General features: G+C 67.7%; 13 protein-coding genes. 5 read left to right on the forward strand and 8 right to left on the reverse strand.

The genetic code is table 11. The features are described 5' to 3' along the window. Positions 1 to 6: 6 nt before the first annotated feature. The 3 genes from STH_RS17605 to STH_RS15760 form a co-directional block, all read right to left on the reverse strand. Complete coding sequence (locus STH_RS17605; RefSeq protein ID WP_011197281.1) at positions 7 to 3312, reverse strand: S-layer homology domain-containing protein; 3306 nt, start codon at positions 3310 to 3312, stop codon at positions 7 to 9. Between the two features lie 202 nt (positions 3313 to 3514). Beyond that, on the reverse strand, positions 3515 to 3937 hold the full coding sequence (locus tag STH_RS15755) for an EVE domain-containing protein (protein WP_043714358.1): 423 nt from the start codon (positions 3935 to 3937) through the stop codon (positions 3515 to 3517). Positions 3938 to 3975: 38 nt separating this feature from the next. Beyond that, positions 3976 to 5568: an N-acyl-D-amino-acid deacylase family protein gene (locus tag STH_RS15760; RefSeq protein ID WP_148205612.1), complete on the reverse strand. Its 1593-nt coding sequence runs from the start codon at positions 5566 to 5568 to the stop codon at positions 3976 to 3978. Positions 5569 to 5735: 167 nt separating this feature from the next. Between STH_RS15760 and STH_RS15765 the strand changes: the two genes are divergently transcribed. From STH_RS15765 to STH_RS15775, 3 genes are all read left to right on the forward strand, one after another. Further along, positions 5736 to 6023 carry an RNA recognition motif domain-containing protein gene (locus STH_RS15765; RefSeq protein WP_011197284.1) on the forward strand — a complete coding sequence of 96 codons (288 nt, stop codon included), beginning with the start codon at positions 5736 to 5738 and terminating at the stop codon, positions 6021 to 6023. Between the two features lie 182 nt (positions 6024 to 6205). Next, a complete protein-coding gene (gene rodA, locus STH_RS15770) occupies positions 6206 to 7309 on the forward strand; it encodes a rod shape-determining protein RodA (protein ID WP_043714361.1) in 1104 nt (367 codons plus the stop codon). An 18-nt stretch (positions 7310 to 7327) separates the two neighbouring features. After that, positions 7328 to 7879: a hypothetical protein gene (locus tag STH_RS15775; protein ID WP_043714363.1), complete on the forward strand. Its 552-nt coding sequence runs from the start codon at positions 7328 to 7330 to the stop codon at positions 7877 to 7879. Positions 7880 to 7941: 62 nt separating this feature from the next. Here STH_RS15775 and sdhB read toward each other — a convergent pair whose 3' ends face one another. The 3 genes from sdhB to STH_RS15790 are packed head-to-tail and all read right to left on the reverse strand — an operon-like array spanning position 7942 to position 11154. Further along, positions 7942 to 8697: a succinate dehydrogenase iron-sulfur subunit gene (sdhB, locus tag STH_RS15780; RefSeq protein WP_011197287.1), complete on the reverse strand. Its 756-nt coding sequence runs from the start codon at positions 8695 to 8697 to the stop codon at positions 7942 to 7944. 15 nt (positions 8698 to 8712) lie between these two features. Next, positions 8713 to 10494 (reverse strand): succinate dehydrogenase flavoprotein subunit, encoded by a 1782-nt coding sequence (sdhA, locus tag STH_RS15785; RefSeq protein WP_011197288.1) that lies wholly within the window; start codon positions 10492 to 10494, stop codon positions 8713 to 8715. Positions 10495 to 10506: 12 nt separating this feature from the next. Next, the gene (locus STH_RS15790) at positions 10507 to 11154 is read right to left on the reverse strand and encodes a succinate dehydrogenase cytochrome b558 subunit (protein WP_050742325.1); all 648 of its coding nucleotides are present in this window, start codon (positions 11152 to 11154) and stop codon (positions 10507 to 10509) included. 357 nt (positions 11155 to 11511) lie between these two features. On the opposite strand from STH_RS15790, the gene STH_RS15795 reads away from it, so the two are divergent. Further along, complete coding sequence (locus STH_RS15795) at positions 11512 to 12213, forward strand: hypothetical protein (RefSeq protein ID WP_043714365.1); 702 nt, start codon at positions 11512 to 11514, stop codon at positions 12211 to 12213. 91 nt (positions 12214 to 12304) lie between these two features. Here the strand turns inward: STH_RS15795 and STH_RS15800 are convergent, their stop codons facing one another. Both STH_RS15800 and STH_RS15805 read right to left on the reverse strand, forming a co-directional pair. Continuing rightward, positions 12305 to 13495 (reverse strand): pyridoxal-phosphate-dependent aminotransferase family protein, encoded by a 1191-nt coding sequence (locus tag STH_RS15800; protein ID WP_011197291.1) that lies wholly within the window; start codon positions 13493 to 13495, stop codon positions 12305 to 12307. A gap of 47 nt (positions 13496 to 13542) precedes the next feature. Next, the gene (locus tag STH_RS15805; RefSeq protein ID WP_011197292.1) at positions 13543 to 14016 is read right to left on the reverse strand and encodes a bifunctional nuclease family protein; all 474 of its coding nucleotides are present in this window, start codon (positions 14014 to 14016) and stop codon (positions 13543 to 13545) included. 158 nt (positions 14017 to 14174) lie between these two features. Between STH_RS15805 and STH_RS19825 the strand changes: the two genes are divergently transcribed. Further along, a complete protein-coding gene (locus STH_RS19825; protein WP_011197293.1) occupies positions 14175 to 14867 on the forward strand; it encodes a molybdenum cofactor biosynthesis protein in 693 nt (230 codons plus the stop codon). Positions 14868 to 14964 lie beyond the last annotated feature (97 nt).

Here is a 14964-nt window from a genome sequence, read left to right on the forward strand (position 1 = left end):
CGTCCGCTACCGGCCGGTGCGCCGCTCCACCTCCAGCTGGAGGACCACGTCGCCCCGGGCCTTCACCGTGACCCGGTCGCCCATGCGGAGGTCGCTCACGCGGATCTTCCCTTCGCCCAGGGTAAGCACCGCCTCCTCGGCCAGGATCAGCTTCCGGTCCTGACGCCCGTTCACCCGCAGGGTGATCACGTCGTCCGCGATGGCCCGGATCGTCCCGGTGAGCTCCACCACCTCGGGCCGCTCCTCAACGAGGATCCGGTCCGCGATGCCGTTCACCAACCGGATGCGCAGCCGGTCGCCGGCCTGCAAGTCGTCCAGCTCCACCCGCCGGCCGTCCCGGACATAGGACGTGGCCGGGCTGAGAAGGACCCGCTGCTGGCCGTCGCCAGTGTACAGCCGCAGGCTGGGGGAGAAGTCGATGGAAACGTGGTAGATCGCCACCAGCTGGCCGGTGACCTCCTGGGCCGGGATCTCCTCCACCAGCACGTCGGCCGCCTCGCCGTCGACCAGGGTCACGATCACCCGGTCGCCGGGCTGCAGGTCGGTGATCCGGATGGGGCTGTCGCCTCGCCGGATGGAGGCGTCGGCCGCCAGCGGGATGTTCCGGACGCCCTCGTCGGTCCGCACGTCAATGCTGGCCCGGAAGGTGATCGAGACGGGATAGACCTCCACGATGGTCCCTGTGATCTTCTCCGTCACGGGGCCGCGCTCGGTGACCGCAATCTCGGTGGCGACGCCGTCCTTCAGGGTCACCGTCACCCTGTCGCCGACCCGCAGGTCCTCCGGCTCTAGCCGCTGCCGGCCATGGATAATCTGCACCTCAGGATCCAGGTCGATGCTGACCTTCTCCCGGCCGGTGTTCACCACGATGCTGGACCGGAACCGGATCGACACGTCGTAGATCGCCTCGATCGTCCCGGTGACCTGCTCGACCAGGGGCCCGCGCTTTTCGACACGGATCTCGGTGGCGACGCCGTCCACCGTCGTCACGACCAGCTCATCGCCCGCCCGCAGCTCCTCCAGACGCAGCGGGGTGTTGCGGTAGCGGATGGAGACGTTCTCGGCGAGGTTGATGCGCCTGCTCCCGCCGTCGGTCTTCACCGTGACGCGCGCGGGCTGGTTCCGGGTGGCCGCCTCCACCTTCTCCAGGGTGCCGGAGACCTCCTCGACCAGTGGCCCGCGGCTCCGGACGGTGACCTCCGTACCGACCCCGTCCACGGTCTTCACGACCACCTGGTCGCCCACCCGCAGTTCCTCCAGCCGCAGCGGGGTGTTGCGGTAGCGGATGGAGACGTTCTCGGCGAGGTTGATGCGCCTGCTCCCGCCGTCGGTCTTCACCGTGATGCGCGCGGGCTGGTTCCGGGTGGCCGCCTCCACCTTCTCCAGGGTGCCGGAGACCTCCTCGACCAGCGGACCGCGCTTGTGGATGGTGATCTCGGTGCCGACGCCGTCCACCACGGTGATGGTGACCTCATCGCCGACCCGCAGGTCCTCCGCCTGCAGCCTGCGGCTGCCGTGCCGGATCGAGACGTCGCTGGCCAGGGTCACCGTGCGGGTCGCCTTGCCGGTGTTCACCGTCACCTTCGGACCGGAAGTCCGGGTGGCCGGCGTGATCTGCTGGATGGTCCCGCTCACCTCTTCCACCAGCGGGCCCCGGGACAGGACGCGGACTTCCTCGGCCACGCCGTTCACCAGCCGGACCTGCACCTGATCCCCCTGGCGCAGGTCGGCCACGGTCAGCCGGTTGTTGCCCTGGCGGATGACGACGTTGGCGGCCAGGGTGACCGTGCGGGTGCGGCCGTCCTCGGTGCGCAGGCGCAGCCGGGCCTGGGTGTTCTTCGTCGCCGGCTGGACGGACTGGATCTCACCCCGAACGGTCTCCTCCGTGCGGGCGGGCTTGTCGACCGTGATGCGGATGGCGATGCCGCCGGCCAGCCGCACCGTCACCTCATCCCCGGGCTCCAGATCCGTCAGGTCCACCCTGTTGCCCTCCCGGGTGATGACCGCTCCGGGCGCCACCGTGATGGTTCGGGTGCTGTTGCCGACCCGCACCCGGATGGACCCCAGGAACGAAATCGAGTACGGCTGGACCGAGACAATCGTGCCCTTGATCTGGTCCTCCGTGCCGGCGCCGGAGCCGCGCTCGGTCACCTCGATGGCCACGACGACTCCCGCGATGACGTTGAGCCGCACCTTATCGCCGACCCGCAGCTGGTTCAGCGCGATGGACCGGCCATTGTAGGTCGCCGTCACCTGCGGCGCCAGCGGGTAGGTCTGCTCCTTGCCGCCCGAGCGCTTCAGAACCAGCAGCCCGAGCCCGCCGGCCATCTCGGACGGCTGGAAGATGGCGCTGATCTCGCCCGTCACGTCGCTGACTCCGGGCAGATTGACCGGCGAGTGGGCGATGACCATCAGCACCCGCTCGTCGCTGTCGAGCACCACCGAGACCCGGGCGCCCTTCGGCAGGTCGTCGAGGCCGGCCCGGCGTTCATCCAGGAAGACCGGCGCGTCCGCGGCCACCGAGAGCGTCCGGTTGCGACCCTGCACGGACAGGGTAATTGTCCGGTTCCGCTCGCTGGCCGACACCAGGTCGCCCGCCAGGTAACCAGGACGGAACCGCCCCTGCTCGCCCAGCTGTCGGTCGGTGCGGGACAGCAGGGCCGCCGCCTGGGCCCGCGTGATCGGGTCGTTGGGCCGGAACGTGCCGTCGGGGAAGCCCTGCACGAGCTCGTGGTCCACGGCGGCCGCCACGTAACCCACCAGCGAGGCGGGCACCAGATCGCCGTCCTTGAACGGCAGGCTCGCCGTCATCTTGGCCTGCGCCTCGGCCTCGTAGCCCAACGCGCGGACCAGCAGCACGGAAACCCAGAGCCGGCTCGCCTTCTCGCTGGCCCGCAGCAGGCCGTCCTCCGCGATCGGCATGATCTCGTAGTCGACCGCGACAGCGATATAGGGCCTTGCCCATGCCGGAATCTGATCGCGGTCGGTGTAGGGCAGCAGCTCGCGGATGCGGCTCTCACTCAGCCGCTGGGCCTCATCCTCCAGCCCCATGAGCCGCACGGCCACCGTCACCGCCTCGGCTCGGGTCAACGGCGCCGAGGGCTGGAAGAGGCCGTTGCCGACGCCTCTCATGAGCCCCTTGAGCTGCATCTCCACCACATACGGCCAGGCCCAGTCGCTGTCAGGGACGTCCAGGAAACCGAGCCCCAGACCGAGTCCCAGACCGATGCCCCTTGACGCTGCCGCCGCCGGGGCCGGCGCCGCCCCCAGCAGCAGCACGAGGGCGAGAACGACGCTCAGCAGTCGTCGCACCCTCAAGAGAACCCCTCCTCTCTGGTCACTCCGTTCACCGTCAATACAGACGATTCGGGGCGCCGCGCGCGTTTCAGGGGGTCCGTGAGATGACAGAAAAATCGTCAGGAGAGGGACACCCCTCTCCTGACGTCTCGCCCGTAATCACGCCATCTCCCAGGGCCGAACGGGGGCCGCACGCCCTGGCTCACGCCCCCCCGGCTCACGCCTCCCGGAGCTCGGTCCCGCCCATCTCGTGCAGCCAGGCCCACTGCTCCTGACTCACCGGCATGACCGACAGGCGCGACTGGCGCACCAGGGCCCAGTCGGCGAACCGGGGATCGGCCTTAACATCGGCCAGGGTCACCGGGGTTCTGAACCGGTAGAGCGGCTCGACATCCACCGCGACCCATCGGCCCTCCGAATCGGTCGGGTCGGGGTACGGCTCGCTGACGATGCGCCCGACGCCCACAACCGCCCGTTCGTCGCCGGTGTGGTAGAAGAGGAACAGGTCGCCGGGCCTCATCGCCCGCATATTCCTGGCCGCCGCCGCGTTGCGCACCCCGTCCCAGAGGTCGCGCCCCGCACGCTCCAGGTCGTCGTAGCTGTAGACGGTTGGTTCGGTCTTCATCAACCAGAAGGCCATCGCCAGGTCCTCCTCTCCGCGGGCCGGAGCGCCGGCCCTCACTCCTCGCCCCGCCGGATGATCCGGCCGTGGCGCCCGCCGACCCACTCGCCCCGGTCCACCACCACGTGGCCGTTGACCAGCACGTAGGCAATGCCTTCGGGGTACTCCTGCGGGCTCAGCCAGGTCGTCCGGTCGGCAACGGTCGCCGGATCGAACAGCACGAGGTCGGCGTACTGCCCGGGCTTGACGTAGCCCCTGCTCTTCAGGCCCAGCTCGTCCGCCACCTGGCCGGTGGACTTGCGGACGGCCTGCTCCAGCGTGAGCACCCCGCGCTTGCGCACCAGCTCCTCGAACAGCTGGGGGTAGGTGCCGTAGGAGCGCCGGTGGAACGCGTAGGCGCGCGCCTCCGCCGCCGTGGCCAGCTTCGGTTGCGCTTCCCCGTCGGTGGAGACGACGGACCAGTCCGCCGCGTAGAACCGGTGCATCGCCCGCTCGCTGGAGACCAGCGCCACGACCCGGGTGTTCGGGTGCCGCGCCAGAAGACTCCGGGCCGCTTCGGATTCCGGCAGGCCCAGCAGTGCGGCGGCCTCTGCCACGGTCAGCCCCTGCAGCTCCCCGGGCGCCCCGTCGACGATCAGCAGGTGCTCCGGCGGCAGGGCCGAAGCCCACTCCGCGAGGGGGCGGTTGACCGCGTAGTCCGGCGCCCGGTAGGGATAGACGTCGGCAAAGACCCGCTGCCCGGCGGCCCGGGCCTCCTCGATCAGACGGACGACCTCGTCCTCCTTGCCCCAGTTCCGGTAGTGCACGATCTTCAGGTGCGAAAGGTTCACGGGGACGCCGGCCTGCCGACCGATCTCCAGCGCCTCCTCGATCGCCTCCACCAGGGCGTCGCCCTCGCTGCGCATGTGCGTGGCGTAGATGCCGCCGTAAGGGGCGGTCTCCTTCACCAGTTCCACCAACTCCGCCGTTCCGGCGAAGGACCCGGGCTGGTACTCGAGCCCGGTGGAGAGGCCCAGGGCCCCGTCCTCCATGCCCTCGCGCACCAGCCGCTTCATCTCCGCCAGCTGCGCCTCGCCGGCCGGTCCCTCGGCCCATCCCATCACGTGAGCGCGCACGGACCCCTGCCCCAGGTAGGTACCGTAGTTGACGCCCGTCCCCTCCGCCTCAAGCCGGGAGAGGAACGCGCCGATGTCCACCGGCGACCGGCCGTCCACGCCGCCGATCTCAGTGGTGATGCCCTGCATCAGCGAGGCCTTGGCGTCCCGCTCGATGAAGGGGTTGAGCAGGTCGTCGTGGGTGTGCGAATGGGGGTTGATGAACCCGGGGGCCACCACCAACCCCGTTGCGTCGATGACCCGTTCCGCCCGGTACGGTCCGACGTCGCCCACGGCGACGATGCGGTCGCCGCTGACCGCCACGTCGCCCCGGAAGCCGGGCGCGCCGGTCCCGTCGACCACGGTGCCGCCGGCGATGACGAGGTCATATACTATGGGGGTTGCCTCCACCGCGGGCGGGTCTGCGGCGCCCCTGCCAGGGGGCTCGCCTCCGGCAGCACCGCCGCCCTCCGCCGCCCCGGCAGGACCCGCAGGCGGTGCGGAGCAACTGACGAGAAGCAGGAGACCGAAAAGCACTGCGATGAGCCTCGGCACCTCGGATCCGCCTCCTCGTTGGGTGATTTTACTGTACCTGACGGGTGTACCGGGGTCAAACCCTCTTGCACGCCAACCGGCCCTACGTGTAAACTGAAGAAAACGTCGCGACGTTGCCTCAGGGCATCGGCTGCGAGAAATTCACAGAGACGGGAGTACGAGAGCAGATGGCCAAGACCCTTTATTTCGGTAACCTGCCGTGGGCAGCCACCAGCGAGGACCTGCACAACGCCGTGTCGCAGTACTGCGAGGTCATCTCCGCTCGCATTGTCACGGACCGCGAGACCGGCCGCAGTCGCGGGTTCGGCTTCGTGGAAGTGCCCGACGAAGCCGCCCAGCTGGTGATCGATGCCCTGAACGGTGCGGAGTGGGCAGGCCGCCCGCTGACCGTCAACGAGGCGCGTCCGCGCGACGGCCGGGCCAACCTGGGCCTGCCGAAGAAGGTACAGCCCTGATCACTCGCCGATAAGCGTGCCACCTGCGGGTGGCACTTTTTTTGCGGAGGGGAGCGCTGCCGCCCCTCCCATTTTGTGCGCTTGCGCCAAGAAGAAACCAAGAGGGGTTCGCGCCGGTCCAACCGAATGGTATAGGGCTGTAGGGGGTGTTCGCACTGTACTGGCACGGCCGCTTCTGGAGGATGATCGATTGGCCGCTCTTCGCCATCGTCCTCGCCATCACTGCCATCGGCTTTGTCGTGATCTCCAGCGCCGCGCCGAGCTACGAGGTCAAGGCGGACCTCATCAAGCAGGCGGCCGCCCTCGTCATGGGCATCTTCGCCTGGGCGATCCTGCTTCTCCTTGACTACAACGAGCTGCGCGCCCTCCACTGGTGGATCTACGGGTTCAACGTGGCGATGCTGCTGGCCGTCGTGGCGTTCGGCGTCGAGGTCATGGGCAACAAGAACTGGCTGGACCTCGGCGTCATCATGGTGCAGCCGTCTGAACTGGGCAAGGTGCTCTTGATCATCACGCTGGCGAAGCAGCTCGACGACATGGAGCGGCTGGACGCGTGGTGGCACCTCGCGCCGCCGATCCTCCACGTGCTCCCCGTCCTGGGCGCCGTGGTCCTGCAGAAGGACCTGGGAACCGCCCTGGTGTTCGCCGTGATCGGCGTCGTCATGGTCTACGGCCGCGGCTTCCCGGGGCGGAAGCTGCTGGCGGCGGGGATTCTCCTGGCCGCGTTCGTCGTCGGGTCCGTCTGGAGCCACTACACATACGGCACCGTCTTCCCGCTGAACATCAACCCGGGTCAGTGGTCCCGCATCGACGCCTTCCTCTTCCCGGAGAAGGATCCCCAGGGGTCCGGCTGGCAGGTGCTGCAGTCCAAGATGGCGATCGCCAGCGGCGACATCTGGGGCAAGGGGTATAAGCAGGGCGAGTATCAGCAGAACGGCTGGCTCCCCTTCCCCCACACCGACTTCGCCTTCGCGGCGCTGGTCGAGGAGTGGGGGTTCGTCGGAGGCGCCGTGCTGCTCGGCCTCTACGCGCTGCTGTTCCTCCGGCTGGCGATCATCGCGTTCTCCGCCAACGACCGCTACGGCACCCTGCTGGTCGTCGGGGTCGCCGGCCTGTTCGGCGCCCACGTTCTGGAGAACGTCGGCATGACCATGGGGCTGATGCCGGTCACCGGTATCCCGCTGCCCTTCGTCAGCTACGGACCCACCGCCCTGCTGGCCAACATGGCCGCCATCGGCCTGGTCCAGAGCGTGGCAGCCCGGCGGGAGCCCCTGCCCTATGACTGATGAAGGAGAGGGTTGGCCTTGGCCTTGCCTGATTGGATCCGCGGCATGCTGCTGCGGCCGGCGGAAACCTTCGCGCAGGCACAGACGCAGATGCGTTTCGCCTACCTCTGGATCCTGCTGACCGTCTTCACCGTCGAGGCCGTCATGCTGCTCTTCCATCCCAGCGTGCGCTCAGCCGTGCCCTCACTGCCGGCAGGGGCACTGCTCTGGAGCCTTCTCAACCTGATGCTGACGCTGTTCGCCGTGCAGGCGGTGCTGCTCTTCTGGAGCGGACGCATCTTCGGCTGGAAGATCGAACTCCAGGAGGCGGCCAAGTACACGGGGCTGGTGTGGGTGCTGTTCCTGGTGGAGGACATCGTCACCTTCGTCCCCTACCTCACGCAGCGGGACTGGCTGGTGCTCTGGGCCTCTGTGCCGTTCCTCGTGTGGCGGGTCGTGGCCCAGACGGCAGGGGTGCACCGCATCTCGGGCCTGCCCCTGGTCCGGTGCCTGGGCCTGGTGCTCACGGCGACGCTCCCCTGGAACCTGCCCCTGCTGTACCTGAACTGGAGCGGCCTCGTCGCACCGTAATGTTAGGTACAAGAGAGCGGGTTCGCCACCCCGCGGAAGGGCCGGCGAACCCGCTTTCGTCGCTACTGCATGAACATCTTCTTAACGGCGTACACGGTGAGCTGCCGCTGGATCTCGGCGATGGAGGTGGTGAGCGGAATCCCCTTCGGGCAGGCCCGCACGCAGTTCTGGGCGCTGCCGCACTCCATGATGCCGCCCGGGCCCATCAGGGCCTCCAGCCGCTCGTGGGCGTGCATCTTGCCCGTCGGATGGGCGTTGAACAGCCGCACCTGGGAGATCGGCGCGGGACCGATGAAGTCGGTTTTCTCGTTGTAGTTGGGGCACGCCTCCATGCAGCAGCCGCAGGTCATGCACTCCGACAGCTTATACATCCACTCCTGGTCGGCGGGCGACTGGCGCGGCCCGGGGCCGAGGTCGTGGGTACCGTCGATGGGGATCCACGCCTTCACGCGCTTCAGCGCCTCGAACATGCGGGAGCGGTCCACCATGAGGTCCCGGACCAGGGGGAACGACTTCAGCGGCTCCAGCACGATCGGCTGCGTCAGGTTGTCGACCAGGGCGGAGCAGGCCTGGCGGGCCTTGCCGTTGATCACCATCGAGCAGGCGCCGCAGACCTCCTCCAGGCAGTTGGAGTCCCAGACCACCGGCGTGGTGCGCTTGCCCTCGGCGTTGACCGGGTTGCGCTGGATCTCCATCAGGCAGGCGATGACGTTCATGCCGGGGCGGTACGGGATGCGGAACTCCTCCCAGTAGAAGGGCTTATCCGGTGCCTCCTGCCGCCTGATGCGGAGTTCGATGAACTTCCTCTGATCGGCCACGGTTCCCGTACCCCCTTACTTGCTCGAGTAGTCCCGCTTGCGGGGCTGGATGTGAGTGATGTCGACCGGCTGGTAGAACAGCTCCGGCCCGTCCTCGGTGTGGCGGGCAATGGTGGTCTTCAGCCAGTTCGCGTCGTCCCGCTCCGGGAACTCGGGCTTGTAGTGCGCCCCGCGGGACTCGTTCCGGGCCAGCGCGCCCTTGGTGATGACCTCCGCCAGGACCAGCATGCCGTGGAGCCAGCGGGTGAACACAGCGGGCTGGTTGGAGTGGCTGCCGGTGTCGGGTACGCCGATCCGCTCGTACCGCTCCTTCAGCTCGGCGATCTTCACGAGCGTCTCCTGGAGCTTGGCGTTGTACCGCACCACGGTGACGTTGTCGGTCATGACCTTGCCCAGTTCGTCGGCCAGGACGTAGGGGTTTTCGGGACCGTCCATGCGCAGGATGCGCTGGTACTTGGCCTCGGCCTCCCGCACGGCCGCCTCGAAAATCGACTCGGGCAACTCCTCGGCCGGGGTGGTGTTGAGCCCCAGGACGTACTTCACGGCCGCAGGGCCGGTCACCATGCCGTCAAAGACGCAGGAGACCAGCGAGTTGGCGCCGAGCCGGTTGGCGCCGTGATGCTGGAACGAGGCCTCGCCGGCGGCGTAGAGGCCGGGGATGTTGGTCATGAAGCTCTTCGGGCTCGAGATGTCCATGTCGTTGTTGGCCTTCTTCTCGTAGCCCGCCCAGAGGCCGCCCATGCTGTAGTGGACCCCCGGGAAGATCTTCATGGGCACCTTGGTGGGGTCGTCGCCGACGAACTTGATGTACATGTCGATGAGGTTGCCGATGCGCCGGCGCAGGGTCTCTGCCGGGATGTGGCTCACATCCAGGTAGACCATGTTCTTGCCGTCGACGCCCAGCTTCTGGTTGACGCAGACGTCGAAGATCTCGCGCGTGGCGATGTCGCGCGGGACCAGATTGCCGTACTTGGGGTACTTCTCCTCGAGGAAATACCAGGGCTTGCCATCCTTGTAGGTCCAGACGCGGCCGCCCTCGCCGCGGATCGACTCCGACATGAGCCGCAGCTTGTCGTCGCCTGGGATGGCGGTGGGGTGCACCTGGATCATCTCGCCGTTGGCGTACCATGCACCCTGCTGGTAGACGATCGCGGCGGCGGAGCCGGTATTGATCACCGAGTTGGTGGACTTGCCGAAGATCATGCCGATTCCGCCCGTGGCCATGATGACCGCGTCGGCCTTGAACGCCCGGAACTCCATGGTGCGCAGGTTCTGCGCGGTGCAGCCGACCACCCGGCCCTCGTGGAGCACGAGACCGGTGAAGTCCCACCCCTCCCACTTGGTGACCTTGCCGTCCACCTCGTGGCGGCGCACCTGCTCGTCCAGGGCGTACAGCAGCTGCTGGCCGGTGGAGCCGCCGGAGAACGCGGTGCGGTGATACAGGGTGCCGCCGAAGCGCCGGAAGTCGATCAGCCCCTCCGGCGTGCGGTTGAAGGGCACACCCATCCGGTCGAAGAGGTAGATGATGCCCGGGGCCGCCTCACACATGGCCTTGACCGGCGGCTGATCGGCCAGGAAGTCGCCGCCGTAGATGGTGTCGTCAAAGTGGATCCAGGGAGAGTCACCCTCGCCCTTGGTGTTCACCGCGCCATTGATGCCCCCCTGCGCGCACACAGAGTGGGAACGCTTGACGGGGACCAGGGAGATCAGGTCGACGTGGAACCCGGCCTCGGCAGCCTTGATGACGGCCATCAGCCCGGCCAGACCGCCGCCAACGACAATGAGATTGCGTCGCACGACCGTTCCCTCCTACATCTGGAATGCGAACAGGGCGGTGAGGCCCATTGCCGAGACGAGCACGAACAGCAGGTTCGTGACCAGGCTCGAGACCCGCTGGCTGCGCGGGCCGATGGTGATCCCCCAGGTGATGAGGAAGGTGTACAGGCCGTTGGCGAAGTGGTACGCCGCGGCCACGATGCCGATCCCGTAGAGTACCTTGGCCAGCGGGCTGGCGAAGGCCTCCGCGACGATGGTGTAACTGGGCAGGCCCGGCAGTTCCAGGTTCCCGTCATAGACGCCCAGGGCTTTCTGGACTCGGAAGTGCCAGATGTGGTACGTCACGAAGACCAGCGTCACCAGACCGGTGATGCGCTGCAGCAGGAAGGCCCAGTTCCGGCCGTAGCTGTACTGGGAGACGTTGTGCCGGGCGTCGGCCGCGATGTAGATGCCGTAGATCGCATGGAAGTAAAGCGGCAGGAAAATGCCAAAGATCTCGATGAACAGGATAAACGGCAGCGAGTTGATGGACAGCACGACTTCGTTGTACGCCTCGGGCCCGTACATGGCCTTCGAGTTCTCGAACAGGTGGAACACCAGGAAGAGGCCCACGGGAACAACACCGGCAAGCGAGTGAAGCCGCCGAAGCAGGAAATGATTGCGTCTCACAAACTCTCGCATACTCCCGGTACGCTCCTTCCCCACTTGCTCTTGTCAGGAAGCCTCCGTCCAATCCATACTGGACCTTGCCCCTTCGCAGGACACGTGCTAGTTCGAACGTACCACAAGCCGTAGACCGAACCCATTGTAGTCCTGCGTACAAAGTACTGTCAACGTTCTGAAAGACTATTGCTGGGAGCAATCACGGTTATAAGCATCGCTTATGACAGCTCCTCCTATTTGTACAATTCCGCACAAGCCTTGTGCCAAACGGGTTTCGTCGCAAGGCCGAGGTGTGTGCACGCCCGGATTCCGGCTGCTGGGTATTTGCGGCCCTTATTTTGGTCCCTCGCGCTTCGAATAAGGGGAGGGGATGGCTTGTTCGACAAACTGCGCTTTTCCGTGCCGGGAGGGACGGAGCACCTGATCCCCTTTGCTCACCTCTCACGGATGCAGGAAGCGGTGGAACTCCTTGGCGCCGAGGATTTCCCTCTGCTGATGCGGCTGGGCGCGGTGGATGGTCTCCGCCTCCAGCCGGTGCGGGCCGGCGTACTTCATGACGAGGCGTTGCGCGCCTCCCAGCGGCTGGTTGCACACCAGGTTCCCACGCTGACCTTCCACTCGCCCTCCGGCGCGGCCCTGGGCTCGCTCTTCGGCGGGCAGGGGGAGGCGGACGTCGCCGCGTCCGACAGCGCCCGCGTCTCCCTCACTCCCCGGGGCATCCGGATCGCCCTCCGCCAGTTCCCGCCCCCCGTGGGATTCCGCTCCACCCCGGGGCTGGAGCGGGGCTGGTTCGCGTGCTTCTTCGCCTCGCTCCGCTTCGGGGAAGACGGGATCTGCGGACTCCGCACGCCAGAGATGGGCGGCTCCGGAGCCCCCGTGCTCCTGCCGGAGCTTCCGAAGTTCCCGCCGGTGACCCGCTGGCACCGGGCATTCGTCGCCGGCCGGCCGGACGTCGCGGAGGTCCGGTTTGCGTTCACCCCGGCCCAGGACGTCTTCCGGGACGTCCTGCACGCCCTCACGGCAGCCACGCAGGAGTCGCTGCGGCTGAAGCGGGCGCTGGAGATCGAGTTGGTGTAACACCCGCCGGCGAGGCCCACACCCCGCATCCCGCAGGCGCGCGGAAGGCGGCCCCGCCGGCGCAGCCGGAGAGCCGCCTTCCACCACCAACCTAAGTAGACTGCTTGTACACCGCACGGGCAGCCGCGACCGCCGCGCCCCGCTCGCAGCGGTACCCCTGTTCCACCAGGGCCTGCTCCAGGGCGCCTAGCAAGGTGATCACCGGCGCCGGGTTGGCGTTGACGCCCATCAGCCCCACGCGCCAGACCCTGCCGGCCAGGGGGCCGAAACCGCCCGAGATCTCGATGTTTTGCTCCAGCAGCCGGCGGCGGACCGCCAGGTCATCGATGCCCTCGGGGATGTTGATGACGTTGAGCATGGGCAGCCGCTTCCCCTTGGTGAAGAGCGTGAGCCCCATCGCCTCCAGGCCGGCGGCGAACGCCTCGTGCGCTTTGCGGTGACGGGCGTAGCGGGCCTCCAGCCCCTCCTCCAGGGCGATGCGGAGCGCCTCCCGCATGGCGTAGATCATCGTGATCGGCCCGGTGTGGTGGAACACCCGGTTGTTGGCCTTGCCGTCACCCCAATAGGCGAAGAGCAGGTTCACGTCCAGATACCATGACTGGCACTTGGACTTGCGGCCGGTGATGACCTCCATCGCCCGGGGGCTGAAGGTGACCGGCGACAGCCCGGGCGGGGCGCCCAGGCACTTCTGCGAACAGGACGCCGCCGCGTCCACGCCCCACTCGTCGACCCGGACGGGCATACCGCCCAGCGAGGTCACGCAGTCGATGGCGATCAGGGCGCCGTAGCGGTGGGCGATCTCCGCGACCGGCGCGATCTCCTGCTCCGCCCCGGTCGAGGTCTCGGCGTGCACCAGGGCGACCAGCTTCGCAGGCTTGCGCCGCAGCTCCTCCTCGAAGCGCTCGGGCGGGATCGCCTCGCCCAGGGGCGCCTCGATCACCCGCACGTTGGCCCCCGTGCGGGACGCCACGTCCGCCATCCGCTGGCCGAAGTAGCCGATAATGCCCACCACCACGTCGTCCCCGGGTTCCAGCAGGTTGACCATCATCGCCTCGACGCCGGCCGAGCCCGTGGCCGAGATGGGCACCGTGTGGTGATTCCGGGTCTCGTACACCTCCCGGAGCCAGCCCATGGTCTCATCCATGATCGACAGGAACGCCGGATCCAGGTGGCCGATGACCGGCGTCGCCATCGCCCTCAGGATTCGCGGGTCCACGTTGGAAGGGCCTGGCCCCATCAGAAGCCGCTGTGGCGGGTTCAACTCTCCGAACCTGCGCTCCAATCCAGTTCCCCCCTCGGCACTGGCTGCACGTAGAGAAGGTCCGCCTGCTAGTGCAGGACGGGCTCCCCCTCGTCATCGCTCTCCGGCACCTGGAACCGGGCCTGCCGCTCCGACAGCTCGTGCTCGTCCAGACCGGCCTCGTCCAGCACCTTCTCCTCCGCCATGATCGGCACCTTCAGCCGCAGCGCGAGGGCCAGGGCGTCGCTCGGGCGGGCATCGATCGTCAGCTCCCGGCCGTCCGCGGTGCGCAGCTCCAGGCTGGCGAAAAACGTCCTGTCGCGGTAGTCGCAGATCACCACCCGGGTTATCGTCGCCCCCAGGGCCTCCATCACTCGGAGGGTCAGTTCGTGGGTCAGCGGGCGGGGCGTCCGGATCCCTTCCACTTCCAGCGTGATGGCCCGGCCTTCCAGCAGACCCACTTCCATCACCAGGAGGCGCTTCAACGTCGCTGCACGCAGCACCAGGATGACGGTTGCGGTCTCCTCGATCATGGCCACGCTCATGAGGTCCACGCTGACCATTTGGAGTGCCCCCTTCCCAAGTTCAAGTATACGCCACCCGATCCCCGCTGGAAAGCGAGGGCCCGCGCAGGAACGGCCGGGTGGACGGGCTCTCGGCCGCTGGTCTATACTGTAGGCAAGCATTCGCGTTCCCCGGGAGGGTTCCCAATTTGGTAACGGTGAAACTCTTCGCGGCGGCGGCCGACGCCGTGGGCCGGCGTACCCTGGAGGGCGACTGGGCCGGCCGGACGACCGCGCAGCTCCTGGAGATCCTGACGCAGCAGTACCCGAACCTGGCCCGCCTCGCCCCGGTGCTCTCTGTGGCCGTCAACCGCGAGTATGCCCCCGCCGACCGGGTGCTGGCCGACGGCGACGAGGTGGCGCTCATCCCGCCGGTCAGCGGGGGGGCCGATGACCCGGAGCCTCCGCTCTTCGCCATCACCACCGAGCCCCTCTCGGCCGACGAGATCGCCGCCAGGGTCACCAACCCGCATTCCGGCGCGACGCTGGTCTTCGTCGGCACGGTTCGGGAGTGGACCCGGGGCCGGCGCACGGTCTACCTGGAGTACGAGGCCTATCCCGAGATGGCCGTGGCACAGATGGAACAGATCGGGCGGGAGATCGCGGAGCGCTGGCCGGGTGCGCGCACCGCGATCGTGCACCGGGTGGGCAGGTTGGAGATCGGCGAGGCCAGCGTAGTCATCGCCGTGGCCACCCCCCACCGGGCGGACGCCTTCGAGGCCTGCCGGCACGCCATCGAGCGGCTGAAGCAGATCGTGCCCATCTGGAAGAAAGAGGTCTGGGAGGACGGCGAGGCCTGGGTCGGCAGCCAGATCGGTCCCGACTGGATGCATCAACCTCTCAAAGAATAAGGACGAAAACAGCCTGCACCTCCGGTGCAGGGTCAGGTTGAAGACAAAATCCGGGTAACCCCTCGCGGGTGCCCGGATTTTGTTGTACAATGGCAAC

Origin of the sequence: Symbiobacterium thermophilum IAM 14863, from assembly GCF_000009905.1 — a bacterium.
In the GTDB taxonomy this organism is placed as follows: domain Bacteria; phylum Bacillota; class Sulfobacillia; order Symbiobacteriales; family Symbiobacteriaceae; genus Symbiobacterium; species Symbiobacterium thermophilum.